The following is a 25455-nucleotide window of genomic DNA, read 5'->3' on the forward strand; positions in this document are numbered from 1 at the left end:
GAGGGGAAGGGGGCCACGGTGAGGGTCAGGGGGCTAGGACACATAGCGTAGGCTTAAAAAACCATGGCAAACATTGATTTTCCCGCTGAAATCCGCGCGCTGCGGGCCACCTATGCGTCCATCGAGAACGTCTCGAACGTCGAGGCGCTCAAGGAAGACATCGCCGAGCTCAGCGAGCGGGCCGGTGAACCCAACCTGTGGGACGACCCCGCCGCGGCGCAGGTCATCACCTCGAAGCTCTCGCACAAGCAGTCCGAGCTCGAGCGCCTCAACAAGCTGGCGGCCCGGATCGACGACCTCGAGGTCCTCGTGGAGCTCGGCCAGGACGAGGACGACGCCGACTCCATGGCCGACGCCGCCGCGGAGCTGGAATCGGTCCGCAAGGCGCTGGGCGAGCTCGAAGTGGTCACGCTGCTCTCCGGCGAGTTCGACGAGCGCGAAGCCGTGGTGACCATCCGGGCCGGCGCTGGCGGCGTGGACGCGGCGGACTTCGCCGAAATGCTGCTGCGCATGTACCTGCGCTGGGCCGAACGCCACGGCTACCCGACCACCATCATGGACACCTCCTACGCCGAAGAAGCCGGGCTTAAGTCCGCGACGTTCGAGGTCAAGGCGCCCTACGCCTACGGCACGCTCAGCGTCGAGGCCGGTACCCACCGCCTGGTCCGGATCAGCCCGTTCGACAACCAGGGCCGCCGCCAGACCTCCTTCGCAGCCGTGGAAGTGATCCCGCTGATCGAGCAGACGGACTCCATCGACATCCCCGACAACGAGATCCGCGTCGACGTCTTCCGGTCCTCCGGCCCCGGCGGCCAGTCGGTCAACACCACCGACTCCGCCGTGCGCCTGACCCACATCCCCACCGGGACCGTGGTGTCCATGCAGAACGAGAAATCGCAGCTGCAGAACCGCGCCGCCGCCCTGAGGGTGCTGCAGTCCCGCCTGCTGCTGCTGAAGAAGGAACAGGAGGACGCCGAGAAGAAGGCGTTCGCCGGCGACGTCAAAGCCTCGTGGGGCGACCAGATGCGCTCCTACGTCCTGAACCCGTACCAGATGGTCAAGGACCTGCGCACCGAGCACGAGGTCGGCAACACCTCGGCGGTGTTCGACGGCGAAATCGACGACTTCATCGACGCCGGGATCCGCTGGCGGACCGACAACCGCAACGCCGAGAAGTAGGCCCCCCACCCCGGCCGGTCACCTCGACTGGGAGGTCGCTGACAATCGTGCGACACGCCCCGCCGTTCCGGCCGATCCGCCGTTACCCGTGCGTATAGTCGAGGGGCCGGAGCTCTACTTCCCCCACACGAAAGCCCTTGCGCCGGCAGCAGAACCGGGTCCCCGCGGCCATGTCCTGCAGGGTACTAAGGGCCATGATCCGTTTCGAAAATGTCACCAAGGTCTATGACCAGAAGGCGCGGCCGGCGCTGGATTCGATCAACCTTGAGATCGACCGCGGCGAATTCGCCTTCCTCGTCGGGGCCTCCGGCTCCGGCAAGTCGACCTTCCTGCGCCTGGTCCTCAAAGAGGACCGCGCCTCCTCCGGGGCCGTGTACGTCGCCGGCCAGAACGTCGCCAACATCTCCAGCTGGCGCGTGCCGCGCCTCCGTCGCGGCATCGGCGTCGTCTTCCAGGACTTCCGCCTGCTGCCGCAAAAGACCGTCTTCGCCAACGTCGCCTTCGCCATGCAGGTCATCGGCAAGAGCCGCAGCGTCATCCGCGACACCGTCCCCGAGGTCCTCAAGACCGTGGGCCTGGAAGGCAAGGAAAACCGGCTCCCGCACGAACTCTCCGGCGGTGAGCAGCAGCGCGTGGCGATCGCCCGCGCCGTCGTGAACCGGCCCGGCATCCTGCTGGCCGACGAACCCACCGGCAACCTGGACCCCACCACCTCGATGGGCATCATGGGCGTGCTGGACAAGATCAACCAGAACGGCACCACCGTGGTGATGGCCACGCACGACGACGACATCGTCAATGAGATGCGCAAACGGGTCGTGGAACTCAAGAACGGCGTCGTGATCCGTGACGAGGCCAGGGCCCTGTACACGTCCATGATTCCGGTGGTGGGCCAGTCGCGCCGCCTGCGCGACGCCAGCGGCCGGGACGAGCCGCCCGCTGCATCCCCCCGTGCTGAAACACGCGCCGAAGCGCGCGGGCTCCGCACCGCAGGGGAGGGCCAGGCGTGAGGCTTGCATTCGTCCTGAGCGAGATCGGCAGCGGCCTGCGCCGCAACCTGTCCATGGTGATCTCCGTCATCCTGGTGACCTTCGTGTCCCTGACCTTCGTCGGCGCCGCCGGCATGCTCCAGTTGCAGATCAACCAGATGAAGGGCTACTGGTACGACAAAGTCCAGGTGGCCATCTTCCTGTGCAGCGACGGTTCGACGGCGCCCGGCTGCGCCACTGGGCCTGCCACCCCGGAGCAGGAAGACAACTTGCGCAAGCTCCTGCAGTCGCCCGCGGTCGCCCAGTACGTCAACGACTTCCAGTACGAGTCCAAAGACGACGCCTACAAGCACTTCAAGGAACAGTTCTCCAATTCCCCGATCGTCGACTCCGTGACCCCGGACCAGCTTCCGGCCTCGTTCCGGATCAACATGAAGGACCCGGAGAAGTACGAGATCATCAGCGAGACCTTTTCCTCGCAGGCCGGCGTGGAGACCGTGATCGACCAGCGTCAGCTGCTGGAGCGCCTGTTCTCGGCCATGAACGCGGCGTCCCTCGTGGCGGTGAGCATCGCCGGCGTCATGATCATTTGCGCCATCCTGCTGATTGCGACCACCATCCGGCTCTCCGCGTTCAGCCGACGCCGCGAGACGGGCATCATGCGGCTGGTGGGAGCGTCCAAGATGGTGATCCAGCTGCCGTTCATCCTCGAAGGCGTCATCGCCGCGGTGATCGGCGCCGCCCTGGCCTCCGGCACCCTGTGGGCGGTGGCCCACTTCTTCCTCGGCGAGGTCCTGTCCAAGCAGTACCCGGACACCGCCTTCATCTCGCCGGGGCAGACCCTGATGCTGGCACCTGCCCTGATTGGCCTGGGCGTCGTCCTGGCCGGAATTTCCTCCCTGCTGACCCTCCGCCGGTACTTGCGGGTCTAGCTTTGCGCAAAGAAAAGGGAATGCTTATGACACCGATGGCCCCCCGCCCCCTCCGGCACCCCCTCCGGCTTCGCCTGGTGGGACGCCGCAGCCGGATGATCAGCGCCACCCTGGCCTTGGTCCTCGCGGGAAGCCTGGGCGCCTCGGCGCCGGTGGCATTTGCCGACAACCTGGACGACCAGCAGGCCGCACTGAAGGATCAGGCGGCGCAGGTCCAGGACTCCCTGGAGTTCGTGGATGCCAGGATCGCCCAGGCCGCGGCAGACCTGGTCCTGTACCAGGGCCAGCTCCCCGCCGCCCAGCAGGCCCTCATGGACGCCCAGGGACGGGTGGCCGGAGCAGTCCAGGAGGTGGACGCCCTCGCTGCCCGCGTGGACCTCGCGCAGCAGAACAAGGCTAAAATCACCGCGCAGCTCGAGAGCGATAAGCAGAAGATCGCCGACACCCGCAAGCTGATCGGCCAGATAGCCACGCAGGCCTACAAGTCCGGCGGCGTCCCGTCCAACCTGTCATTGTTCTTCGGCTCGAACCAGGGCGGCAGCCTGACCGACACCATCGACCTCGCGGACCAGGCCCTGCGCAGCCAGAACTCCGCGATGGACAAGCTCACGCAGCAGAGTGCCACCAACGTCAACGCGCAGGCCCGGCTGGCAGCCGTCGAGGCCGAAATCACGGACCTCAAGGCCAAAGCCGACGCAGCACTGGCACGGGAGAAGGCTGCCCGGGACGAGGCCGAAGCCAAGAAGGCGCAGGTGGACAAGCTCATCGCCGATACCACCAGGATCGACGCCGAACTCCAGGCTGCCAAGCCCGGCATCCAGAACCAGCTCGCCCAGGTCAAGGCCCAGCAGGACGCCGTCGCCGCCGATATCGCCGAACGCGACCGGAAACTGCGTGAGGCCTGGGAAGCCGAGCAGCGCCGCATCGCCGAGGCCGCGGCCGCGGCCGCCCGTGCCCAGGGACAGGCGGTCCAGCCCTACGTTCCGGTCCAGGGACCGCCGTCGGCCTTCGGCCTCCGGCACCCGTTCTCTTCCAACATCCCGATCACGTCCGGATTCGGCTGGCGCGCGACGCCGCCCGGCACCATCGACTTCTACGGCACCGGCGGCTACATGCACACCGGCATCGACTTCGGCGCCACGTGCGGCACCCCCGTTTACGCCGCGGCGGCCGGCACCGTCTTCTCGGCCGGCTGGGGCAACGACGGCGGCGGCAACCGGGTGAAGATTTCGCACGGCGTTATCCAGGGCAACTCGCTGACCACGATCTACTACCACAACACCTCTGTGACGGTCTCGGTCGGCCAGCACGTTGAACAGGGGCAGCTGATCGCCTACTCGGGAACCACCGGCAACTCCACCGGGTGCCACGCGCACTTCGAGACCTGGCTCAACGGCCGGGCCGTGGACCCCATGACCCTGCTGTAGCCCGTCCCGGGCCATCCGCTGCGGCGGCCGCCCTGCCGTAAACTGGAAAGGTTCCGCGCCACCCGGCCGGAGTGAATCACCACCACAACCAAGGAGTCCTACCGTGCCCAAAGAAAGTGGCCGTAAGGTAGTGGCCACCAACCGCAAGGCCCGGCACGACTACCACATCCTTGACACATACGAGGCCGGCATCGCGCTGATGGGCACTGAAGTAAAGTCCCTGCGCGAAGGCCATGCCTCAATGGTCGACGGCTTCTGCACGTTCTATAACGATGAGCTGTGGATGGAGGGCATCCACATCCCCGAATACCACCAGGGGAGCTGGACCAACCACGCCGCACGCCGCCGCCGTAAGCTGCTGCTGCACCGCGAGGAGCTCACGAAGATCTCGCACAAGATCCGGGAATCGGGTTTCACGATCGTGCCGCTGCAGTTGTATTTCGTGGACGGCCGCGCGAAGGTGGAAATCGGCGTCGCCCGCGGTAAGAAGGAATACGACAAGCGCCAGACGCTGCGCGAACAGCAGGACAAGCGCGAGGCCCAGCGGGTCATGCGCGAACGCAACCGGCGCTAGCGGGCGATCTACCGTCTGGCCGGCGGGCCCCTGGAACGTTGCCGGGAATGTTTCCCAGGGGTCGTGCGTTATGATTGATTGTCCGGGAAGGAACGAAGCAGGACCGCGAAGCGGTTCAGCATCAGGCCAGTCCGGTTTGATAAAAAAATACGGGGATGATCGGTTTCGACGATGTTAGTCGCGACAGGTGAAGCGGGCCGAGGATGCAGAATTATCTCGTAAACGCTGTCTGCAAACCAATAAGTGCCGAATCAAAACGCACTGACTTCGCTCTCGCTGCCTAAGCAGTAAGACAGTCCGTCAGCCCGAGGTTGCTATTGCCCCGGATCCTGGCGTCATTTAGATAGCCACTGCTGTTTACCTCCGTCATCGGGGTAAACGGGACTCTTAGATGACTGGGCCCGGATCAGCCAGCTGTTTGCAGCATGGCTGGGGCCGAGAAAATCCAACGCAAACTGCGCCCGGAGAAGCCCTGACAACACGACATCGGACGGGGGTTCAATTCCCCCCATCTCCACAAGCATCACCCCGAAAAAAGGTGGGGGAAGTGTCTACTGACACTTCCCCCACCTTTTTGCTGCCCGGGAGAACTTGGCCGGAGCATTGCCCGAAGAACCGTTCAGGTCCCGAGGATCTTCGCCTTCTGGGCCACGAACTCTTCTTCGGTGAGAATCCCTTGCTCCTTCAGAGCTCCGAGCTCCTTGAGCTGCTGGATGGCGTCGTCCGTAATGCCGCCTGACGGAGGCGGGGGCGGGGGCGGTGGCTGTTGGTAGACAGGTTGCTGGTACTCGGGCGGCGGTTGCTGCTCCGCCATCTGCGCGTCGTAGGCCTCTTGCTGCTTGGCCGCGGTCGCGGCATCCTTCTCGGCAAACTTGTTAGCCTGGCGGCGCTGGACCCGGCCGCTGACCGCGGTTGCCGTCCCGGCAACCACGGCAGTCCGGGCCATACCCCTAAGAAGTCCCATAATTGCTCTCCTCTCACATTTCTTCTGCGTCAGGGCCTATGCGTCGGCTGCCGGCGTCGCGGCGTCGCGGGCCTCGAGGGCGTCGAGCGCCTCCATGACGTCCGGCGCGGGAATCCGTGTACTCCCGACGAGCTCGCCACCGCTTTCGCGAACGGCCGCTACGAACGGCGCTGCCCAAGTGTTCTCGTAGACAATCAGCGCGGCGACCGTCCCCGGGAGAAGCGCGGCCGACGCCTCCGCGATATCGTCGTCGCCCAGAAGCCCTGTCTGTGCGCCCTCGAAGTAGGAGAACCCCGCCGCCGGCCCGCCCGGGTCGGTAAGTTCGAGCACTTCCACAGTGCCGTCCTCGTTCTTCATGACGACGAGGAGATCGAAGAGGCGGATCACGCCCTGCTCGACGAGTTTGACGAGTTCCTCACTGGCCCGTCCCGTCAGTCCCGCCATGGGGAACTCAAGGAGTACGAAGTCGACCGGCCCGTGGGCCTCGGTCTCCGGTGTGGTTGTCACTGGCATTCCTCCGGTCTGGTTCGAGCGCGCTGTCCGGCGCGCTGGTCCTAGTGTGGCCGTCCGCCGCCGCGGCGTCACCACCCGCGCCGGGTGAGATGCTGAAGGCCGGAAGCAACAGCTTCCGGCCTTGAGCATTGTTCAGCGCTTCTTGATGTGCGCCACCGGGTCGGTGTGGGCGTCAACGATATGCTTGGCCTTTTTCTCGGCCCGTTTTTCCTTGATCGTCTTAACCGACTTTTTCGACACGCTCTGGTGCGGCGTCTTGTCAGGCATGGTGCTCTCCCTCACGGCAGGGGCCCGGAGTAGCCCCTCTTTCTAAGCTACGCCTCGGGAACCTCGGCGTCCACGATGCCTGCGAAGCGGCTGCCGACGCCGTCGTACACGCTGCGCACGAGCCCGGGCCCGAGGACCGGGATGTCACGGGCCTCATGGTGGGCGCAACAGACGTAGGTGAACTCCGGCCACCATTTCTTGGGCCGGGCCGCCTCAGAGAATCCGCAAACCGCACACGTGAGCTGGACCCATACAGGGCGCTTCCCGGTCCGGTTCGCTTTGGACTGGAGCAGCCACGCCGGGGGATTGTCCAGCAGCTCACCGAGCTCGGCCTCGGACAAGCGGGACGGGATGCCGTGACGGTGCGCCATCTCCAAGGGAATGTCGAGGATCTGGGCTGCTTCACGTCGGGTAACCATTCTTCAACGATACGGGAACGACGGCGGCCACCAGCCACCGAAGGGGCCCGGTGTTAGGCTCGACACACCGCCGGCGGTCGCGGTCCCGGCCCGACGGCGAGGAAGGCGGCAGCCGTGTCCCAACAGCAGCGCGTTCTCTACGTCGCCATCGTGGCTTCCTTCATGGCCTTCCTGGACGGGTCCGTCGTCAATCTCGCCCTCCCGGCCATCAGCAGGGACCTCGGCGGCGGCCTGGTCGTCCAGCAGTGGGTGGTGGATGCCTACCTGCTGACGCTGGGGGCGTTGATCCTGGTGGCCGGTTCGCTGTCGGACCAGTTCGGCCGCGTCCGGGTGCTGCAGTGGGGCCTGGCGGGGTTCACCGCCACGTCCGTCCTGTGCGGCTTCGCTTGGAGCGCCGAGGTGCTCATCGTCGCCCGCGGACTGCAGGGCATCGCCGGTGCGCTCCTGGTGCCGAGCTCGCTCGCCCTGATCGTCACGGTCTTCACCGGTCCGGCGCAAGCCCTGGCGATCGGCCGGTGGTCCGCCTGGACCAGCGGCGCGATCGTTGCCGCGCCTCTCTTAGGCGGCCTTTCGGTCGATGTGCTCACCTGGCGTGTCATTTTCTTCATCAATGTGGTTCCGGCCATCGCCGTGTGGCCGGTGCTCCGGCCCCTTCGAGGACTTGACCACGGGCGGATTCCCGGCAGCCGGATCGATCTGCTCGGAACCGTCCTGGCGGTGATAGGGCTGGGCGGCACGGTGTACGCCCTCATTGAATCCGGCAGCAAGGACTGGGCTGCTCCGCAGGTCTGGGTGCCGCTGGCTGCCGGGGTGCTTGGCCTGGCCGCGTTCCTTGTGCACGAGGCAAGGACCCCGTACCCGATGATGCCGCTGAGGCTCTTCGCCGTGCGCAATTTTGGTTGGGGCAATCTCGCAACGACGGCCATATACGGCGCGCTCTCGCTGGGCTTCTTTGTGCTGGGCCTCTACCTCCAGCAGGTGGCGGGCCTAGGCGCCACGGCCGCCGGGTTCGCCCTGCTGCCGCCGACGCTGATGCTCCTGCTGCTGTCCTCACGGGTGGGCGCCCTCGCCGGACGCTTCGGTTCCCGCTGGTTCATGGCGGGAGGACCCCTGCTCTGCGGCGCCGGCTTCGTCCTGATGATGGGCGTGGAGATCCCGCTGGACTATGCCGGCCAGATCCTGGCCGGATTACTGGTCTTCGGCTTCGGCCTGTCGCTCACCGTCGCACCGCTGACAGCAGCCATCCTGGGCGCCGTCGAGCCGGAAGAGGCCGGGATCGGCTCCGCCGTGAACAACGCGGTGGCCCGCATCGCGGGCCTGCTGACCATCGCGTTCGCCGGCGTCATCACGGGACCGGAGGTCACGACGGCGGGCCTGCAGCGAACCATGGCCGTGACAGCGGCGCTGTTCCTGGCCGGCGCGCTGATTTCCGCCGTCGGGATCCGGAACCCGCCCGTGACGGACGGGCAGCCGGCTTAGCGCTCCGGGACGCTGCAGCCCGCGTGCTCGGCGTCGCTGTGGACCCAGAGTGCCGAGGCGACTTCCTCGGCGAAATCGAATTCACGGGGCGCCGCGGCGGAACCGATCCGGACCACGAGCGGGCCGCCGAACGGCCTCCGCCCCACAACCTCCACTTCGGCGTCGAGGTCGATGTCCTCGGCGGCGAGGTAGCGCAGGAGTTCCGGGTTTTCGTCGCTGATCCGGGTGATGCGGCCGGTGTGGCCGTCGTCGAGTTCGCTCAGGCGGAACGCGGCGGGCATCAGCACGGTGCCGTCCGCGGCCGGGATGGGATCGCCGTGCGGGTCCCGGGAAGGGTTCCCCAGTTTCGCCGCCATCCGATCAATGAAGGTGTCGGAAACGGCATGCTCCAGGAGCTCGGCTTCGTCGTGGACCTCGTCCCAGCGGTACCCGAGTTCCTGGACGAGGAACGTCTCGATCAGCCGGTGCCGCCGGACCATGGACAGGGCCAGCCGGACCCCGTCGCTGGTGAGGGTGACCGCGCTGTAAGGCTTGTGGTCTACGAGGCCTTGGTCCTTGAGCTTGCGGACCATCTCCGACACCGAGGAATTGGCGACCCCCAGGCGCTGCGCCAGCTGGGTGGAGGTGATGGGCTTCTGCTGCCATTCGGTGAACGAGTAGATGACCTTGACGTAGTCCTCGATCGAGGAGGAGGGCGTACTGGTCTTCACAAACCCAAGCCTACCGTCAGCCGCGGGCGGAGAACGTGAGCCAGAGCAGGACCAGGTTGAGTGCCACGACGAGCACCACGCTGATGATGGCGGCGATCCGGAGGGCCAACCCGTCGGCAAACCTGCCCATCAGGGCCTTGTTGCTGGTCAGGACCACCAGAGGGACCAGGACAAAGGGAATCCCGAAGCTGAGGACCACCTGGCTCAGGATGAGTGCCCACGTGGGATCGAACCCGACCGCCAGCAGCACAACGGCCGGAATCAGGGTGACCACACGGCGGGCCATGACAGGAATCCGGATTTTGAGCAGGCCCTGCATGATGGTTCCGCCGGCATAGCAGCCCACCGAGGTGGATGCCAGGCCCGATGCGAGGAGCCCGACCGCGAAGACCACGCCGACGACGGGGCCGAGGTTGGCCGAGATGGCGGCGTGCGCGCCTTGGATGGTGTCCGTGCCGTCCTCGCCGCCGAGAGTGGAGGCAGCCAGGAGGAGCATCCCGATGTTGACGATGCCGGCGATGGCCAGCGCGGCCACGACGTCGAACCGGGTGGCCCGGACCAGGCGGGCGACAGCCGACGGCGGGACATGCTGGTGCTCGTCGGGCCGGTGCCGGTCCCGGGACAGGGCCGAGTGGACGTAGATGGCGTGCGGCATGACGGTGGCGCCGAGCATGCTGGCAGCGAGCAGGACGGTGTCCGGGCCCTGGAAGCCTGGAATCAGCCCGGCCAGGGCGGCCCTCGGATCGGGCGGGCTGATGATCAGCCCGGCCAGGAAGCCGATGGTGATGATGCCGAGCAGGAACATGATGATGAATTCGAAGGGCCGCTGCTTCTCCCGGGCCTGCACGGCGAGCAGGAGCATCGACACCGCGCCGACAATCACGGCGCCCAGGGGGAGGGGGAGGCCGAACAGCAGGTACAGCGCGATTGCGCCGCCCACCACCTCAGCGAGGTCGGTGGCGGCGGCCACGATTTCGGCCTGCAGCCAGAAGGCGCGGCGCCAGAACGGCTTGAGCCGCTCGCCCAGGATCTCCGGCAGGCTCTTGCCGGTGACAACCCCGAGCTTGGCGGATTGGTACTGGACCAGGACGGCCATGATGTTGGCGACCACCAGGACCCACACCAGCAGGTAGCCGTACTTCGCGCCTGCGGTCAAGTTGGCGGCCACGTTTCCGGGGTCGACGTAGGCGATCGACGCCACGAACGCCGGGCCCAGTAGGCCGATCAGCGCCTTGTGGGCACCCGGATGTTTATAGGTGCGGGCGCCCTGCGGCGGTTGTTCGTGTCCCTTTACGTCCAACACTGACAGCTCCCGTGATTGGCGCGTCCTCGTTGACGCGGTGGCCGGCGCCGGCGGGAAAATGGCCGGCGTCAAAGTTTTGTCTGCCTACAAGAAATTATTAGGCGTACCGAAACAATAAGCCCCGATGGCCTTCCCCTGCAATCCGGCCCGGGGGTCAGGCCCGGATGGCACGCCACGTCTGCGTCAGGTAGGGCAGCCGGAGGATCTCGCCGGGGGCATGGCCCAGGTGCTCGTTCAGGTACCAGTCGAGGTTGGCCATGACCTTGGCCCGGGTGGCCTCCGACGCTGCGAGATAGTAGCTGCGGGACTTCGCCAGCTCCTTGATGTCCTCCGCGGTGACAGAGTCTTCCCAGCGGGTCAGGTGGCTCTCCAACGCGGTGAACTCAGGGCCCACGGGTGGCCGGAAGTGCGGTTTGTGGACATCCCCGGCGTGCATGATGCGGGACAGCCGGTGTACCCACGGCACAGCGGTGTCCAGCTGGTTCCAGACCAGGCCCAGGACGCCGTGCGGCCGGAGGATCCGGGCGATCTCGGTGCTGGCCAGGCGGGGATCGCACCAGTGCCAGGCCTGGGCGACGGTGACGAGATCAAAGGCTCCCGGCTCGAGGCCCGTGTGCTCCGCGGTACCCTCGACGGCCGTAACCTCCGGCAGGGCCCGGCGCAGCTGCTCGAGCATGTCGGCGGAGGGGTCCACCGCCACCGTGTGCAGTCCCCGTGCGGCCAGGAGGGCGGTGAACTTGCCGGTGCCGGCGCCAATGTCCGCGGCGTCCTTGGCCCCCGCAGGGATCAGCCAGTCGGCCGATTCCTGCGGATAGCCCGGGCGGACGCGGTCGTAGTGCTCTCCGCCGTCCTGGAAGCTCTGTCCGAGTTCCTGGCGGCGCTGACTGTGCAGCTTGGGCCCGGCATGCAGTTTGGGCCTGCCGTGCATTTTGGGCACGCTGTGCAACGTGCGATCTCCTTCGGGGAAGGTCCTGCCGGTTCAGGTACCTTTCGAATTTACCGCACCGGCGCAGTGCCTGATCCCCAGCGCCTGGTCAGTAGTGCCCGGTCAGCAGTGCCCAGTCCAAGCAGTGCCTAGTCCAGGGTGCAGGGCGCGGCGCCGGCGGTGCCCGGCGTGTTCGGCGCCCAGTGCGGGTAGCTGCGGGTGTCATTGGCCGGCACCCAGCGGCCGGCATCCACCACGTAATCCCAGCCGAGCCCTGTTTGCCGCAGTTGCCGCAGGCCGGCCAGCAGGCGCTCGGCATCCTCCAGCCGGGAGCCCAGGCCAAAGCTGGCCCGCAGGGAGCCGGCGGGCAGGCCGAGCCGCTTGAGCAGCGGGTGGGCGCAGAAGCGGCCGTCGCGCAGGCCGATCCCGTGTTCGGCCGACAGGTAGGCGGCCACCAGCCCGGCGTCGTAGCCCTCCACGGAGAAGTTCACGACGCCGATGGTGCCGGCGCCCGGCTGACCGTCGGCAAGCGACGAGTCGGCAGACGACGAGTCGGCAGACGACGAGTCGGCGAAGATCTGGTGTACGGTCACGCCCTCGATGCGCTGGAGGCCTTCGACCAGGAAGGACCGGATGGCGTCCTCGTGGGCGTACCACTGTGCCGGGTCCAGCTCTGCGATCACTTGGGTGGCGCGGGCCAGCGCGGCCGCGCCCAGGACGTTCGGCGAGCCGCCCTCGTGCCGGGCCGGTCCGGTGGTCCAGCTGACGGAGTCGAGCCGGGCGTCGCGGACGGCGCCGCCGCCGGCCAGGTGCGGGGTGCCGGCGTCGAGCCAGTCCGTGCGCCCCACCAGCACGCCCGTGCCGAACGGGGCGTAGAGCTTGTGACCCGAGAAAGCGAGGTAGTCGACGTCGTCGGCGGCGATATCGATCCGCCGGTGCGGCGCCAGCTGCGCTGCGTCGACGACGATCCTGGCGCCGTACTCGTGCGCCAGCGCGGCGAGGGCGCGGATCGGCAGGATCTCGCCGGTGACATTGGAGGCGCCGGTAACGGCCAGCAGGCTCACACCGCCGCGTGCGAGCTCGTCCCGCAGGCGGTCGATGGTGGCCGCGAGGGTGGGCGCGGCCACGACGCTGCGGTGCGGGACGTTCTGCCAGGGCAGGAGGTTCGCGTGGTGTTCGATGTCGAGGTAGATGACCTCCCCGGCGGGCCGGCCGTCCTGCAACGGCAGGCACCCGGCCAGCAGGTTCAGGGAATCGGTGGTGTTGCGGGTGAAGATGACGGAATCGTCCGGCCGGCCGCCCACGAAGTCCCGCACGATGTCCCGGGCGTTCTCGTAGACCGAGGTGCTGATCTGGGAGGCGTAGCCGGCGCCGCGGTGGACGCTGGCGTAGTACGGCAGGATTTCGTTCAGGTAGGCCGAGACAACGGACAGGGCCGGGGCGGAGGCGCCGTAATCGAGGTTGGCGTAGCGGGCGTGGCCGCCCTTGATCAGCGGGGACTGGATCTCGGCTCCCGTGACGGCGGCGAGTGGGCGTGCGGCGGCGGCAAACCGTGCGTCGACTTCGCGGGCGGCGGGGAAAATGGCAGTTGTCATGGGACCTCACTCGAACAGGACCCCACATCGTGGGAATCCGCGCTTGCCGGGTCCGTTCCGGACCGGCCAGGTCGTCACCCGGGGCACCCCACCGCGACTGGAGGGTTGCCGGCCAGCAAACCGGGGTTTAGCGCTGGCACTCGTGACCTGCATCGAGCGTAGGACATCGGTGCAGCCGGGGAAAAGGCAGCCTCCGAATGTGAAGCGTTTTGTTACGTGCGCGCCGCAATGCGCATGTCGGCCGAAGAAACGACGGCGGCGGCCCCGGAATGGGGGCCGCCGCCGTCGTTTGTTCGGTTGTTGAGAAAGGTCGGACGATCCTAGAGGAGGTCGTCGAGTCCGGGGTTGAGCCGCTTGAGCACTTCCGAGTGGAGGATCGAGTTGGTGGCCAGGGCGTTGCCACCGAAGGGGCCGTCCTCGCCCTCGAGCGAGGTGAAGCGGCCGCCGGCTTCGGTGACGATCGGCACGAGGGCGGCCATGTCGTAGAGGTTCAGTTCGGGTTCGCAGGCGATATCCACCGCACCCTCGGCCACGAGGCAGTAGGACCAGAAATCACCATAGGCGCGGGTGCGCCACACTTCCTCGGTGAGGCCCAGGAACTCGTCCAGGTTTCCGCGTTCCTTCCAGCCGCCGAGGCTGGAGTAGGACAGCGACGCGTCCTCAAGCTTGGAAACGTTGGACACCTTCAGCCGGGTGGCGGAGGCCAGGGAGCGGCCGGTGTAGGCGCCCGCGCCCTTGGCCGCCCACCAGCGCTTGCCCAGGGCCGGCGCGCTGACGACGCCGACCACCGGTTCGCCCTCGTCAACGAGGGCGATCAGGGTGGCCCAGACCGGGACGCCGCGGACGAAGTTCTTGGTGCCGTCGATCGGGTCAATGATCCAGCGCCGGGAGCCGTGGCCCGAGCTGCCGAATTCCTCGCCCAGGACCGCGTCGCGCGGCCGGGAGCGGGAGAGCTGGCCGCGGATGGCCTCTTCGGCGGATTTGTCGGCGTCGGTGACCGGGGTGAGGTCGGGCTTCGTCTCGATCCGAAGGTCCAGCGCCTTGAAGCGGCTCATGGTCTGGGAATCGACGGAATCTGCCAGGACATGGGCAAGGCGCAGGTCATCGTTGTAGCTCGAATCGGTTTGGCTCATGGTTCCAAACTACCGTCTAAGCGGGCGGGCCGCCGGGAGGCCGCGGTGCTGCGCCGCGGGCCGGTGAGGGGCCGGATTAGGACACAGTGCCGAGTTCCTTGGTGTCCTGCGCTTCCATCCGCGGGTCTGTGCCCAGCAGCCGGCGCAGGGAGGCCAGCCGTGCCGGCCCGGAGGGACCCGCATGCCCGGCCGCAACCCATGCATCGACGCCGCAGTTGACGGCGGTGGAGTCGTGCTTGCAGCCGCGTTCGCAATCGTCCGTGCCCGGTTCCAGGTCCGGGAAGGACCTCAGGATCCGGTCCGGATCCACGTGGGCCAGCCCGAAGGACCGGATGCCGGGGGTGTCGATGATCCAGCTGCCGGCCGGGGCATCGTTGACTTTGAGCGCCAGCGCGGAGGAAGACGTATGGCGGCCGCGGCCGGTCACCGCGTTGACGCCTCCGGTGGCACGTTCGGCCCCGGTCAGTGCGTTGACCATGGTGGATTTGCCGACGCCGGAATGGCCCAGCATGACGGTGACCTTGCCGTCGAGGTAGCCGCGGAGCTGGGAGACGGCGTCCTTGTCGAGCCGGGCCGAAAGGCCGTCGTCGGAGCGGGCGTCGATGCCTGATGCGGCGGAGTCCGCCGTCTTGGAGATGATGACGGGGAAGTCGAGGTGCGTGTAATTGGACAACAGCTCGGCGGGATCCTTGACGTCGGCCTTGGTGACGAGCAGGAGCGGCTCAATGCCGGCGTCGTACGCGGCCACGAGCGCGCGGTCGATGAAACCGGTCCGGGGCTCGGGATTGGCCGCCGCCACCACCACCACGAGCTGGTCGGCGTTGGCCACAACGGCCCGTTCGATCGGGTCCGTGTCATCGGCACTGCGGCGCAGCAGCGTCTTGCGGTCCAGGATCTTCACCAGCCGGGCGAGGGTGTCAGGTTCACCGGTAACGTCCCCGACGAGGGAAACGAAGTCGCCGGCCACCACGGGATTGCGGCGCAGTTCCCGGGCCCGCGCCGCGATGATCTTGCGTTCCCCGGGGGTGCCTTCGCCGACGACGGCGGTGTAGCGGCCGCGGTCAACGGTGATGATGCGGCCCGTGACGGCGTCGTCGTAGCTGGGCCGGTCCTTGGTGCGGGGCCGGGAGCCCTTCTTGTTCGGACGGATCCGGACATCGGACTCGTCCCAGGAATCAGTGCTGCGTGCCACCGGCGCCGTCCTCGTCTGCGGTGGGTCCCTGCGCCAGCATGGCTTCCCAGAGCCGTGGGAAGTCGGGCATCGTCTTGGCCGTGGTCGCGATGTCCTCGACCTCGACGCCTGGCACGGCCAGGCCGAGGATGGCGCCGGCCGTGGCCATCCGGTGGTCCGCGTAGCTGTGCACGACGCCGCCGTGCAGCTTGGCGGGCCGGATGATGAGCCCATCCGTTGTTTCCTCGGCATCGCCCCCGAGGCGGCTGATCTCGGCGACGAGGGCGGCGAGCCGGTCTGTTTCGTGACCGCGGAGGTGCGCGATGCCGCTCAGCCGGGAGGGGCCGGTGGCGAGGGCGCAGAGCGCGGCGACGGTGGGGGCGAGTTCGCTGGTTTCGTCGAAGTCGCCGCCCTTGATTTCGCGTCCGCCGGTGACGGTCAGGGTGCCGGCGTCGAGCGTCACGGTCGCGCCCATGGCGGCCAGGATGCCGCGCCAGAGGTCACCGACCTGCGTGGTCCCGGCGGGCCAGTTGGGGATCCGCACGGTGCCGCCGGTGGCGAGGGCCGCCGCGAGGAACGGGCCGGCGTTGGAGAGGTCCTGCTCGATCCGCTGGTCGAACGCGCGGATCGGGCCGGGGGAGACCACCCAGTGGTTCGGTATCGAGTCATCGACCGTGACGCCCACTCCGCGCAGCACGGCCACCGTCATGTTGATGTGGTCCAGGCTCGGCACGGGCCTGCCTGCATCTTCCCTGCTTTGGTGTTCCAGGTGGAGCCCCTCGGTGAAGCGGGCGCCAGCCAGCAGCAAGGCGGAGACGAACTGGGACGATGCACTGGCGTCGATGACGAGGTGGCCGCCGCGCACTTCACCCGTGCCGTGCACGGTGAAGGGCAGCGACGACGCCGGACCGCCGTCGGGCGCGCTGACCGCCACGCCTAAGCCGGCCAGTGCCTCGATGATGGTGCCCATCGGCCGTTTGCGGGCGTGCGGGTCTCCGTCGAAATGTGACTCTCCGCGGCGCAGCGCGGCCACCGGCGGCACAAAGCGCATGACCGTGCCGGCCAGGCCGCAGTCGATCGCCGTGTCCGCCGCGGCGGCGTCCAGGCTGATCGGGATGATTTCCAGGTCGGGGCCGAAGGCGCCGTCGCCGGGAACTTCCGTCACGGTGGCCCCCAGTTGCCGCAGGGCCGCAATCATCAGCGCCGAATCCCGGGAGTGCAGGGGCGCCCGCAGGCGGGACGGCCCGTCCGCGAGGGCCGCGAGCACGAGGTACCGGTTGGTCAGGGACTTGGAACCGGGAACGGTGACGGTAGCGTCGACCGGCCGTGCCGCGAACGGCGCGGGCCAGGGCGGAGCGGCGTCGGCAGCATGGCGGCCGGCTGAGCGGGACGGGGTAGCTGCAGAGGGGGTGGTGCCAGTCATTACCGTCTTAGGCTCCGGCCTTGTGGTCGACGGCCTTGCGGACCGCTTTGTCGGCCTTCTTCAGCCGCTTGTTGGTGGTCTTCTTGGCATCGGCCGCGAAGTGGCTCGCGTTCTTCTTCGCGTCCGCGGCGAAGGTGCCGGCGCGCCACGCCAGGCTGGGCTTGCCGGCGGTGTCGACGGCAGCGAGCAGCGCGCCGCCGGTCAGGGAAACGTTTTTCAGGAGCTGCTTGCGGCGGGCGTCGCGGGCTTCCTTGGAGGAGATGTCCGCGCTGCGCCATTCCACGTAGCTGTTGAGGGCCGAAATGACGGCCAAGACGGTGGCTGCCAGCCGGGCGGACTTGCCGAGGGCGAAGCAGACGCCGGCGCCGACCTGGGTTCCGCCAATCGCGCGCGCCAGGACCTTCTCATTGACCTGGAACGGCAGTGCGTCGGCGGTGCGCCGCAGCAGGGGAGACAGCTGAGCCGCAGTGTCATCCGCATTCTTGAGCTTGTGCACGCCGGCGAGGACGAAACTGGAGGCGAGCATGGGCCGGGCGAGAAAGCGGACAATCGACATGAATTTCCTCCTGGATGGACGAACTGCGGATTCACTGCGGGAGAACCGGTTCTAGTCTTGCACTTTTGCGGAATATTTGCCTGCCGGACGTGGTTGTGAAAGGCAGGTTTAAGCACGGCTCAGGAAGGCGGAGATTTGACGCAAGTGTTGGACAGAACGGACCTGGAAGCCGGTTCCGGGCAGCCGTGGACCGTCGCTCTTCCGGGAGTTCCGGGTGCCCGGCGGAAGGTGACAGTAGACTTGGACGCAATGAGCACCATGGACCCGGCCGTTACGGCCATGCACGAGGTTGCCGGAAACGACGCCACGCCCACCCCCACACCTGATGCCAGTGCGGCCGCCGCCCTGGAAACCGAGGTGGACGGCAAGCCGCTGGACGTCTCCACCGAGTCCGCGGAAGAGCGCCGGGCGCGCTTTGAACGCGACGCCATGCAGTACGTGGACCAGTTGTATTCCGCGGCCATGAGGATGGCCCGGAATCCCTCGGACGCCGAGGACCTGGTCCAGGAGGCGTACACGAAGGCGTTCTCGGCCTTCCACCAGTACAAGCCCGGCACCAACCTGAAAGCCTGGCTGTACCGCATCCTCACCAACACCTACATCAACCTGTACCGGAAGCGTCAGCGCGAGCCCCTGCAGTCGAATTCGGACACGATCGAGGACTGGCAGCTGGCCCGCGCAGAGTCGCATACGTCCTCGGGACTGCGTTCGGCGGAAGCCGAGGCGCTTGATCACCTGCCCGATTCCGATGTGAAGCGCGCCCTCCAGTCGATTCCCGAGGAATTCCGGCTGGCCGTGTACTTCGCCGACGTCGAGGGCTTCGCGTACAAGGAAATTTCAGACATCATGAACACCCCCATCGGGACCGTCATGTCCCGGCTGCACCGCGGCCGGAAGATGCTGCGGGACATGCTTGCGGACTATGCCGCCGAGCGGGGATTCAGGGCCGCCACCGAGTCAACCAGCGCGGCCGACAGCAACAAACAGGAGAACAGGAAATGAGCGACTGCCAGGGACTGGGCGATTGCGACGACGCCCGGATGCAACGTATCTATGAATATCTGGATGGTGCGCTCACGCATAAAGACATCGCAGAGATCAAGGACCACCTGGACAGTTGCCCGGAGTGCCTGGAGCAGTACGACCTCGAATGTGTCATCCGCGTGATGGTCAAGCGTTCGTGCACCGAAGCGGCTCCGGAGAACCTCAAGAACTCCATCCTGGACCGGATCCACTCCATCCGGACCGTGGAAGCCTAAGCCGCACAGCCAAAGACCCCAAAGCGAAAGACCCCGGAACCGTGAGGTTTCCGGGGTCTTTCACTTAAAGCAGTCAATCCTAGCCGTGGCTTAGGTGTTGGGGCGCTTACCGTGGTTCGCGCCGCCACGCTTACGGTCACGACGTTTACGTGCACGCTTGCTCATAGCTGGCCTCCTTAATCTTGGTACTCAAAAGAGCTGCCCTCAAGTCTCCCACATCACGGCACCCGCCGCGAACCGGCGGCCCCGCATGGCGACCTCAGCGACCGGGCTCATGCCTCGAGTGAGTTGCGGATCGAGATCCGGGCCTGATCCAGCACTGTCCTGACGGTTTCGAGCGTGACGGCGGTGACGGGGCGGCTCCCGGCGTGGCGCCGCAGTTCCACCCGCATGTCGTCGCGGAAGGCCTGGACGAGCAGTTCGGCCTCCTTCAGCCGCCGTTCCCCCTCCGGTGAGTACCGCGTGCCCGCGACGCCGGCAGAGCCCGTCCCGGCCGCCGTCCCTGCGGCACGGGCCGAGGTGCGCGCCGCCTCCGCCTTTGCCGCGAGGTCGGCCCGGAGGCCGCGCATGTTGACGCGGATGTCCTGGCGCAGGTTGTCGGCGAGCCGGCGGACCGAGGCCGAGATGTCGTTTTCGACGCCGGCGAGCTCGTCCCGGCGGCTGTTCAGTTCCCTGAGCCCCGCCGGGGTGATGCTGTAGTTGGTGCGGCGGCCTTCCGTGTGGGTGGCCACGAGCCCTTCCTCCTCGAGCTTGCCCAGGCGCGGGTAGATGGTTCCGGCGCTGGGGGAGTAGGTGCCGCCGAACCGCTCGCTGAGGGCCTTGATGAGCTCGTAGCCGTGCTTGGGCCCTGATTCGAGCAGGGCGAGCAGGTACAGCCGCAGTGCTCCGTGGGCGAAGACGGGAGGCATCAGAGCACCGGTTCGGTGTCCGCGGTCGGGTGGCCGTGGAAAATCGATGTCTTTCCCGAGACCGAGTTGGTGCGGACCAGCATCAGCTTGGCGTCCGGGCCCGCAATGGTCTGCACCGTGCCGTTGGGCTGGGAATACCTCAGGTCGTTAATGACCACTGCTCCGCTGGCGGATTTGGCGATGATGTCCACGCCGACGTCGTGCGGCAGCCGGATGGTGACGTCACCGGAGACCGAATTGGCGCCGAAATCCTGGGTGAAACCGTGGAGATCGAAGCTCAGGTCGCCGCTGACGGTATTCGCGCGGATGTGGCTGAAATGGCCCGAGGCCGTTACCTCGCCGGAGACGCTCTTGGCGGTCAGGACGCCGCGGTGGTTGCGGGCGATCACTTCGCCGCTGACCGTATTGACGGAGAGGTCCCCGGACGTGCCGTCGGCCAGCACGGACCCCGAGACCGTGTTGAGCCGCGCGTGCCCGCTGGTCCCGGAGACCATGCCGTCGCCGCTGACCGTTCCGGCCTCCACCTCGACGCCGGCGGGCAGGGCGATGCTGATGACCACCGAGTTGCTGCTGTGGTTATTGACGGTCCCCATGAGGTTTTTGAACCAGCCCTGCGGGCCGTGGAGCTGGTGGCGGACTTCCAGGCGGCCGTCTATGACGGAGACGGCGAGCGGGTCGCCGGTGATTTCGGAGACTTCGATCCTGGCCACGTCTTCGTCATGGGTGACGATGTCGAAGCGGCCGCGAACGATGCCGAGCTTGAGCGAGCGGACGCCGTCGACGTCGATGGTCTGCGGGCCTGTCACGGTCCACGTGTTCTCTGACATGGTTCCTCCGGAAAATGCGAAAAGCGGCTGGACAACTAACGATATATCGCGACTATGAAGTCACGATATATCGCGCTTTCCGGCGGGTCAAGATATATCGCGAAATTCCCGGGAGGGCCGGCCGGCTGCGGGCTGGCCGGGCTACTCCGGCGCCTCGATGCCGAGCCATTGGAACCAGCCACGGTGCAGCACCAGCCACGCCATGAGGCCGTAGCCGGCCTGGCCGGGCGTGCCGCCGTTGGCTGCGAGGTCCTGGCGCCATTGTTCGTGGTTCAGGAGCGGCGAGAAGGTATCCACGTAGAGGTGCTTGCGGCGCGTGGTGACGTCGGCGAACGCCGTGTTGAGTTCACCGAGCCGGCGGTTCTGCGCGGGGTCGAGGGTGGGCGGCGGCCCCACGACGAAGACCTCGATCTTGTTCTGCGAGGCGGAGTCCAGGATGTTGGCGAGGTTCAGCCGGCTGCGGGCCGTGGACAGGCCGAATTCGATGTCGCGCCCGGATAGGCCGATCACCAGGCGGTTTTCGTGGTGGTTGCCGAAGCGGCGGCCCGCCTCCTCGAGCCAGCGCGCGGCAATTCCCTCGGTGCCCTCTTCCGGGCACGGCAGGGGGTAGCACTCCAGGGCGACGCTGTCCTGCGGGGTCCGGGCCAGCACCCGGCCCAACCAGCCCAGAGCCCGCGGATCACCGAGCCCGGCCAACAGCTCGTCCCCAACGGCTGCGATCCGCAGCTTCCGATCTTCCACGACTACCTCTTCACTTCAACGCTGTCCATCAAGCTGACCACTAACAGTCCATTAAACAGAGCTGCCCGGCCGGAGTGTTGTGTTTCAGTCTCCGGCCGGGCAGCAATGACGCTATTTACGCGCGAATGCCTGCTTGAGCAGGGTGTCCTGCTCGGCCGCGTGGCGCTTCATCGACCCTGCGGCGGTGGAAGCCGAGGCGGGGCGCGAAATGAGGCGGACCCGGCGGTCCAGGGCGTCCGGCAGGTTCAGGCCGATGAACGGCCACGGACCCTGGTTCGCGGGTTCGTCCTGGGCCCAGACCACTTCGGCGTTGGGGTACTTGGCCAGCTCCGCGGCGATCTCGGCGGCCGGCAGCGGGTAAAGCTGCTCGACGCGCACGATTGCCGTGGTCTTGTTCTCGGTCTTCTGCCGGGTGGACAGCAGATCGTAGTACAGGCGTCCGGAGACCAGCAGGACGCGTTCGACGGCGTCCGCCTGCAGCTGCTCGTGCTCCGGGATGACCGGACGGAACGAGCCGGTGGTGAAGTCCTCCACGGAGGACGCCGCCGCCTTGAGGCGCAGCAGCTGCTTCGGCGTGAAGATGATCAGCGGCTTGCGGGGCCTGCTGTACGCCTGGCGGCGCAGCAGGTGGAAGTGCGAGGCCGACGTCGTGGGGTTGGCCACGATCATGTTCTCTTCCGCGCACATCTGGAGGAAGCGCTCGATCCGGGCCGAGGAGTGGTCCGGGCCCTGGCCCTCGTAGCCGTGCGGCAGCATCAGAACCAGCGAGGACCGCTGGCCCCACTTCTGCTCGGCGGAGGAGATGAACTCATCGATGATGGTCTGCGCACCGTTGACGAAGTCACCGAACTGGGCCTCCCAGAGCACCAGGGCATCCGGGCGCTCCACGGAGTAGCCGTATTCGAAGCCCATGGCGGCATATTCGGAGAGCAGGGAGTCGTAGATCCACAGCTTGGCCTGGTCCTCGGACAGGTGGGCCAGGGGCAGCCACTCGTCGCCGTTGGCGCGATCGTGGAACACGGCGTGACGCTGCACGAAGGTGCCGCGGCGCGAGTCCTGGCCGGCAAGCCGGACCGGGACGCCTTCCATGATGAGCGAGCCGAACGCGGCGAGCTCGCCGAAGCCCCAGTCGATGCCGCCTTCACGGGACATGGCCTCGCGCTTCTCCAGCAGCTGCTTGAGCTTGGCGTGGACGGTGAAGCCCTCCGGGATCTCGGTGTGGGCCTTGCCGATGCGGGCCAGGGTATGCGCGGAGATCGCGGTGGACGTCGGGGTGCTCACGCCGGAATCGGACTGCTGGGCCATGGGGCGTTCGAGATCGGACACCGCGGCGGAATCGGCCGTGATGATCGGGATCGGGGACGTCTGGGCGGCGTGGGTCTCTGCGAAGACGCGTTCCAGGCGTTCCTGGTAGTCGCGCAGCAGCTGCTCGGCTTCTTCCTCGGTGATGTCACCGCGGCCGATCAGCGATTCGGTGTACAGCTTGCGGACCGAACGCTTGGCTTCGATCAGGTTGTACATCAGCGGCTGGGTCATCGAGGGGTCGTCGCCCTCGTTGTGGCCGCGGCGGCGGTAGCACACCATGTCGATGACAACGTCCTTGTGGAACCGCTGGCGGAACTCGTAGGCGAGCTGGCCGATGCGGACAACGGCTTCGGGGTCATCGCCGTTCACGTGGAACACCGGCGCCTGGATCATCTTGGCGACGTCCGTGGAGTAGGTGGAGGACCGCGAGGACGACGGGGCGGTGGTGAAGCCGACCTGGTTGTTGACCACGATGTGGATGGTTCCGCCGGTGCGGTAGCCGCGCAGCTGGGAGAGGTTCAGGGTTTCGGCCACCACGCCCTGGCCGGCGAAAGCGGCGTCACCGTGGACCATGATCGGAAGCACGGGGAATGCCTCGCCCTGGTCCAGGCGGTCCTGCTTGGCGCGGACGATGCCTTCAAGGACCGAGTCGACGGCCTCGAGGTGCGAGGGGTTCGCGGCGAGGTAGACCTTGGTCTCCTTGCCGTTGTCCGAGGTGAAGGTGCCCTCGGTGCCGAGGTGGTACTTCACGTCCCCGGAGCCCTGGACCGAGCGGGGGTCCTGCGTGCCTTCGAATTCACGGAAGACCTGGGCGTAGGTCTTGCCGGCGATGTTGGTGAGCACGTTGAGCCGGCCGCGGTGGGCCATGCCGATCGCCACTTCGTCGAGTTCGTCGTCGGCGGCGTCGGAGATGATGGCGTCCAGCAGCGGAATCAGGGACTCACCGCCTTCCAGCGAGAAGCGCTTCTGGCCGACGAACTTCGTCTGCAGGAACGTCTCAAAGGCCTCGGCGGCGTTGAGTTTGGAGACGATGCGCAGCTGCTCGTCGCGGCTCGGCTTCGAGTACGGGTGCTCGATCTGGTCCTGGAACCACTTGCGCTCGGCCGGGTCCTGGATGTGCATGTACTCGATGCCGGCGGTGCGGCAGTAAGCGTCTCGGAGGACGCCGAGGATGTCGCGGAACTTCAGCATCGGCTTGCCGCCGAAGCCGCCCGTGGGCCATTCGCGGTCCAGGTCCCACAGGGTCAGGCCGTAGGTCAGGACGTCGAGGTCCGGGTGCTTGCGCTGGACGTACTCAAGCGGATCGGTATCCGCCATGAGGTGGCCGCGCACGCGGTAGGCGTGGATCAGCTGCTGGATCCGGGCGACCTTGTTGATCTCGTCGGCAGGGTCCACCTGCAGGTCCGGGCTCCAGCGCACGGGCTCGTACGGGATGCGCAGGGACTCGAAGATTTCGTCGTAGAAGTTCTGCGCACCCAGCAGGAGCTGGTGCACAAGCTTGAGGAACTCGCCGCTGCCGGCACCCTGGATGACGCGGTGGTCATAGGTGGAGGTCAGGGTGAGGACCTTGCTGATGGCGTTCTGCGCGATGATCTTCTCGCTGGCACCCTGGAACTCGGCCGGGTAGTCCAGCGCGCCGACGCCGATGATGGCGGCCTGGCCCTTGGAGAGGCGGGGCACCGAGTGCACGGTGCCGATGCCGCCGGGGTTGGTCAGCGACACGGTGGTGCCGGAGTGGTCGTCCGCGGTCAGCTTGCCGTTGCGGGCGCGCTTGATCAGGTCCTCGTAGGTGTGCCAGAACTCGGAGAAGTTGAGGGTCTCCGCCTTCTTGATGTTCGGCACCATGAGCAGGCGGGTGCCGTCAGGCTTGGGCATGTCGATCGCGATGCCGAAGTTCACGTGCGCCGGCTGGACAGCCACCGGCTTGCCGTCGATCTCGTCGTAGTAGACGTTCATCGAGGGGAACTGGGACAGGGCACGGATGACGGCGTAGCCGATCAGGTGCGTGAAGGAGACCTTGCCGCCGCGGGCGCGGGCCAGGTTGGAGTTGATGACCACGCGGTTGTCGATCAGCAGCTTGGCCGGGATGGCACGGACGCTCGTGGCGGTCGGCACTTCCAGGCTGGTGACCATGTTCGACGCGATGGCCTTGGCCGGGCCGCGCAGGACGGAGACGACGTCCTCTTCCGGCGCCGTCGGGGCTTTGACGTTCTTGGGCAGCTGTGCCGGGATCGGTGCGGTGCCGGGGCCGGCGTCGGAGGTCTTGGAGCCGTCCCGGGCGACGGTGGCCGGGACTTTCTTGGCTGCGGGGGCCGGAGCGGGGGCTGCGGGCGCGGCGGGCGCAGGTGCGGAGGGCGCAGCTGCTGCCGGCGCTGCGGCAGCAGTCGCTACAACGGGAAGTTCACGGGTGGCAGGATGCACAGCGACTGCTGTGCCGGACGTTCCGTTGGCGGAAGAGGCGTCACTAGCTGCAAAGGATTCGAACAGGGGCCACCACTTGGCGTCGACCGTGTTCTTGTCCTGCTGGTAACGCTCGTACAGTTCGTCAACGAGCCACTCGTTTCCGCCAAATTCCTCTGGTAGACGGTGGCTAGGCTGCTCTGGCACTTGAAATACGCCTCTTCCATGAGTTTGATTCCCTCTGGCTTCCACGGTGCTTCGGCACAACGATCGAGCCAGTCTCTGCGTCCAGTGAACCCAGACCCATGCCAGTCTAGTGACGATTCTTGCCAAACCGCCAATAAGCGTGACTCAAATCATGATCTGCCCAGGCGGCCGCCGAATTGGCGTGAAGATGTCGTGCGGAACCGGCGAGGATGCAGCGGCTGCCGCACCGGAAATCGCCCCTAGAATCGA

At 67.0% G+C, this 25455-nt stretch carries 25 protein-coding genes, 1 other RNA gene and 1 riboswitch; of the genes, 9 read left to right on the forward strand and 17 right to left on the reverse strand.

Going from position 1 to position 25455, the window contains the following annotated elements:
• Window positions 1–63 precede the first annotated feature (63 nt).
• The 6 genes from prfB to ssrA all read left to right on the forward strand — a co-directional run bounded on the left by prfB (window position 64) and on the right by ssrA (window position 5621).
• Window positions 64–1179 (forward strand): peptide chain release factor 2, encoded by a 1116-nt coding sequence (gene prfB / locus C9424_RS10885; protein WP_091249311.1) that lies wholly within the window; start codon window positions 64–66, stop codon window positions 1177–1179.
• Window positions 1180–1373: 194 nt separating this feature from the next.
• Window positions 1374–2189, forward strand: coding sequence for a cell division ATP-binding protein FtsE (gene ftsE / locus C9424_RS10890; protein ID WP_116766866.1), 816 nt, complete (start codon window positions 1374–1376; stop codon window positions 2187–2189).
• Window positions 2186–3100, forward strand: coding sequence for a permease-like cell division protein FtsX (gene ftsX, locus C9424_RS10895; RefSeq protein ID WP_091249317.1), 915 nt, complete (start codon window positions 2186–2188; stop codon window positions 3098–3100). The genes ftsE and ftsX overlap by 4 nt, the downstream gene beginning before the upstream one ends.
• A 26-nt stretch (window positions 3101–3126) precedes the next feature.
• Complete coding sequence (locus C9424_RS10900) at window positions 3127–4527, forward strand: peptidoglycan DD-metalloendopeptidase family protein (RefSeq protein WP_116766867.1); 1401 nt, start codon at window positions 3127–3129, stop codon at window positions 4525–4527.
• A 103-nt stretch (window positions 4528–4630) separates the two neighbouring features.
• Complete coding sequence (gene smpB, locus C9424_RS10905) at window positions 4631–5101, forward strand: SsrA-binding protein SmpB (RefSeq protein WP_091249322.1); 471 nt, start codon at window positions 4631–4633, stop codon at window positions 5099–5101.
• 151 nt (window positions 5102–5252) lie between these two features.
• Window positions 5253–5621: a transfer-messenger RNA gene (gene ssrA, locus C9424_RS10910) on the forward strand.
• A 99-nt stretch (window positions 5622–5720) separates the two neighbouring features.
• On the opposite strand, the gene C9424_RS10915 is transcribed toward ssrA, so the two are convergent.
• The 4 genes from C9424_RS10915 to C9424_RS10925 form a co-directional block, all read right to left on the reverse strand.
• A complete protein-coding gene (locus C9424_RS10915; protein ID WP_237563405.1) occupies window positions 5721–6065 on the reverse strand; it encodes an SHOCT domain-containing protein in 345 nt (114 codons plus the stop codon).
• A gap of 36 nt (window positions 6066–6101) precedes the next feature.
• On the reverse strand, window positions 6102–6572 hold the full coding sequence (locus C9424_RS10920) for a DUF6325 family protein (protein WP_116766869.1): 471 nt from the start codon (window positions 6570–6572) through the stop codon (window positions 6102–6104).
• 138 nt (window positions 6573–6710) lie between these two features.
• Entirely contained in the window at window positions 6711–6845 is a 135-nt protein-coding gene (locus C9424_RS22070) for a hypothetical protein (RefSeq protein WP_018775274.1), read from the reverse strand.
• 47 nt (window positions 6846–6892) lie between these two features.
• Window positions 6893–7264 carry a hypothetical protein gene (locus C9424_RS10925; protein ID WP_116766870.1) on the reverse strand — a complete coding sequence of 124 codons (372 nt, stop codon included), beginning with the start codon at window positions 7262–7264 and terminating at the stop codon, window positions 6893–6895.
• A 162-nt stretch (window positions 7265–7426) separates the two neighbouring features.
• Here C9424_RS10925 and C9424_RS10930 point away from each other — a divergent pair, with 162 nt between their 5' ends.
• Complete coding sequence (locus C9424_RS10930; RefSeq protein ID WP_116766921.1) at window positions 7427–8743, forward strand: MFS transporter; 1317 nt, start codon at window positions 7427–7429, stop codon at window positions 8741–8743.
• On the opposite strand, the gene C9424_RS10935 is transcribed toward C9424_RS10930, so the two are convergent.
• The 8 genes from C9424_RS10935 to C9424_RS10970 all read right to left on the reverse strand — a co-directional run bounded on the left by C9424_RS10935 (window position 8740) and on the right by C9424_RS10970 (window position 17559).
• The gene (locus C9424_RS10935; RefSeq protein ID WP_116766871.1) at window positions 8740–9453 is read right to left on the reverse strand and encodes a metal-dependent transcriptional regulator; all 714 of its coding nucleotides are present in this window, start codon (window positions 9451–9453) and stop codon (window positions 8740–8742) included. The two genes, C9424_RS10930 and C9424_RS10935, sit on opposite strands and share 4 nt — an antisense overlap.
• A gap of 16 nt (window positions 9454–9469) precedes the next feature.
• A complete protein-coding gene (locus C9424_RS10940; protein WP_116766872.1) occupies window positions 9470–10756 on the reverse strand; it encodes an Nramp family divalent metal transporter in 1287 nt (428 codons plus the stop codon).
• A gap of 154 nt (window positions 10757–10910) precedes the next feature.
• Window positions 10911–11684, reverse strand: a complete 774-nt coding sequence (locus C9424_RS10945; protein WP_116766873.1) for a class I SAM-dependent methyltransferase — start codon at window positions 11682–11684, stop codon at window positions 10911–10913.
• A gap of 146 nt (window positions 11685–11830) precedes the next feature.
• A complete protein-coding gene (locus C9424_RS10950) occupies window positions 11831–13276 on the reverse strand; it encodes an aminotransferase class V-fold PLP-dependent enzyme (RefSeq protein WP_116766874.1) in 1446 nt (481 codons plus the stop codon).
• Window positions 13277–13310: 34 nt separating this feature from the next.
• Window positions 13311–13424, reverse strand: a riboswitch (SAM riboswitch).
• A 172-nt stretch (window positions 13425–13596) separates the two neighbouring features.
• Complete coding sequence (hisN, locus tag C9424_RS10955; RefSeq protein ID WP_091249348.1) at window positions 13597–14409, reverse strand: histidinol-phosphatase; 813 nt, start codon at window positions 14407–14409, stop codon at window positions 13597–13599.
• Between the two features lie 76 nt (window positions 14410–14485).
• Window positions 14486–15601 carry a ribosome small subunit-dependent GTPase A gene (gene rsgA, locus C9424_RS10960; protein ID WP_116766875.1) on the reverse strand — a complete coding sequence of 372 codons (1116 nt, stop codon included), beginning with the start codon at window positions 15599–15601 and terminating at the stop codon, window positions 14486–14488.
• On the reverse strand, window positions 15585–17003 hold the full coding sequence (aroA, locus tag C9424_RS10965) for a 3-phosphoshikimate 1-carboxyvinyltransferase (protein ID WP_116766876.1): 1419 nt from the start codon (window positions 17001–17003) through the stop codon (window positions 15585–15587). Before aroA ends, rsgA begins: the two co-directional genes overlap by 17 nt.
• Before the next feature lie 7 nt (window positions 17004–17010).
• A complete protein-coding gene (locus C9424_RS10970) occupies window positions 17011–17559 on the reverse strand; it encodes a DoxX family protein (protein ID WP_116766877.1) in 549 nt (182 codons plus the stop codon).
• A 249-nt stretch (window positions 17560–17808) separates the two neighbouring features.
• Between C9424_RS10970 and C9424_RS10975 the strand changes: the two genes are divergently transcribed.
• The gene (locus tag C9424_RS10975) at window positions 17809–18561 is read left to right on the forward strand and encodes a sigma-70 family RNA polymerase sigma factor (protein WP_116766922.1); all 753 of its coding nucleotides are present in this window, start codon (window positions 17809–17811) and stop codon (window positions 18559–18561) included.
• Window positions 18558–18818 carry a mycothiol system anti-sigma-R factor gene (rsrA, locus tag C9424_RS10980; RefSeq protein WP_116766878.1) on the forward strand — a complete coding sequence of 87 codons (261 nt, stop codon included), beginning with the start codon at window positions 18558–18560 and terminating at the stop codon, window positions 18816–18818. The genes C9424_RS10975 and rsrA overlap by 4 nt, the downstream gene beginning before the upstream one ends.
• A 90-nt stretch (window positions 18819–18908) precedes the next feature.
• Here the strand turns inward: rsrA and C9424_RS22215 are convergent, their stop codons facing one another.
• From C9424_RS22215 to C9424_RS11000, 5 genes are all read right to left on the reverse strand, one after another.
• Window positions 18909–18983, reverse strand: coding sequence for a 50S ribosomal protein bL37 (locus tag C9424_RS22215; protein ID WP_369299106.1), 75 nt, complete (start codon window positions 18981–18983; stop codon window positions 18909–18911).
• A 107-nt stretch (window positions 18984–19090) separates the two neighbouring features.
• Window positions 19091–19726 (reverse strand): PadR family transcriptional regulator, encoded by a 636-nt coding sequence (locus tag C9424_RS10985; protein WP_116766879.1) that lies wholly within the window; start codon window positions 19724–19726, stop codon window positions 19091–19093.
• Window positions 19726–20553 (reverse strand): DUF4097 family beta strand repeat-containing protein, encoded by an 828-nt coding sequence (locus tag C9424_RS10990; RefSeq protein ID WP_116766880.1) that lies wholly within the window; start codon window positions 20551–20553, stop codon window positions 19726–19728. Before C9424_RS10990 ends, C9424_RS10985 begins: the two co-directional genes overlap by 1 nt.
• Window positions 20554–20694: 141 nt before the next feature.
• A complete protein-coding gene (locus tag C9424_RS10995) occupies window positions 20695–21294 on the reverse strand; it encodes a GDSL-type esterase/lipase family protein (protein ID WP_091249367.1) in 600 nt (199 codons plus the stop codon).
• Between the two features lie 111 nt (window positions 21295–21405).
• Window positions 21406–25206 carry a multifunctional oxoglutarate decarboxylase/oxoglutarate dehydrogenase thiamine pyrophosphate-binding subunit/dihydrolipoyllysine-residue succinyltransferase subunit gene (locus tag C9424_RS11000; RefSeq protein ID WP_116766881.1) on the reverse strand — a complete coding sequence of 1267 codons (3801 nt, stop codon included), beginning with the start codon at window positions 25204–25206 and terminating at the stop codon, window positions 21406–21408.
• Between the last annotated feature and the right edge of the window lie 249 nt (window positions 25207–25455).

Origin of the sequence: Arthrobacter sp. H-02-3 (assembly GCF_003097355.1) — a bacterium.
In the GTDB taxonomy this organism is placed as follows: Bacteria; Actinomycetota; Actinomycetes; order Actinomycetales; family Micrococcaceae; genus Arthrobacter; species Arthrobacter humicola.

What these genes read in the sequence shown, in the direction of transcription:
- prfB (WP_091249311.1), top strand. Translation starts at nt 64, where the DNA reads ATGGCAAACATTGATTTTCCCGCTGAAATCCGCGCGCTGCGGGCCACC.
- ftsE (WP_116766866.1), top strand. Translation starts at nt 1,374, where the DNA reads ATGATCCGTTTCGAAAATGTCACCAAGGTCTATGACCAGAAGGCGCGG.
- C9424_RS10900 (WP_116766867.1), top strand. Translation starts at nt 3,127, where the DNA reads ATGACACCGATGGCCCCCCGCCCCCTCCGGCACCCCCTCCGGCTTCGC.
- C9424_RS10915 (WP_237563405.1), bottom strand. Translation starts at nt 6,065, where the DNA reads ATGGGACTTCTTAGGGGTATGGCCCGGACTGCCGTGGTTGCCGGGACG.
- C9424_RS22070 (WP_018775274.1), bottom strand. Translation starts at nt 6,845, where the DNA reads ATGCCTGACAAGACGCCGCACCAGAGCGTGTCGAAAAAGTCGGTTAAG.
- C9424_RS10925 (WP_116766870.1), bottom strand. Translation starts at nt 7,264, where the DNA reads ATGGTTACCCGACGTGAAGCAGCCCAGATCCTCGACATTCCCTTGGAG.
- C9424_RS10930 (WP_116766921.1), top strand. Translation starts at nt 7,427, where the DNA reads ATGGCCTTCCTGGACGGGTCCGTCGTCAATCTCGCCCTCCCGGCCATC.
- C9424_RS10945 (WP_116766873.1), bottom strand. Translation starts at nt 11,684, where the DNA reads ATGCACGGCAGGCCCAAACTGCATGCCGGGCCCAAGCTGCACAGTCAG.
- C9424_RS10950 (WP_116766874.1), bottom strand. Translation starts at nt 13,276, where the DNA reads ATGACAACTGCCATTTTCCCCGCCGCCCGCGAAGTCGACGCACGGTTT.
- hisN (WP_091249348.1), bottom strand. Translation starts at nt 14,409, where the DNA reads ATGAGCCAAACCGATTCGAGCTACAACGATGACCTGCGCCTTGCCCAT.
- aroA (WP_116766876.1), bottom strand. Translation starts at nt 17,003, where the DNA reads ATGACTGGCACCACCCCCTCTGCAGCTACCCCGTCCCGCTCAGCCGGC.
- C9424_RS10970 (WP_116766877.1), bottom strand. Translation starts at nt 17,559, where the DNA reads ATGTCGATTGTCCGCTTTCTCGCCCGGCCCATGCTCGCCTCCAGTTTC.
- C9424_RS10975 (WP_116766922.1), top strand. Translation starts at nt 17,809, where the DNA reads ATGAGCACCATGGACCCGGCCGTTACGGCCATGCACGAGGTTGCCGGA.
- rsrA (WP_116766878.1), top strand. Translation starts at nt 18,558, where the DNA reads ATGAGCGACTGCCAGGGACTGGGCGATTGCGACGACGCCCGGATGCAA.
- C9424_RS10985 (WP_116766879.1), bottom strand. Translation starts at nt 19,726, where the DNA reads ATGCCTCCCGTCTTCGCCCACGGAGCACTGCGGCTGTACCTGCTCGCC.
- C9424_RS10990 (WP_116766880.1), bottom strand. Translation starts at nt 20,553, where the DNA reads ATGTCAGAGAACACGTGGACCGTGACAGGCCCGCAGACCATCGACGTC.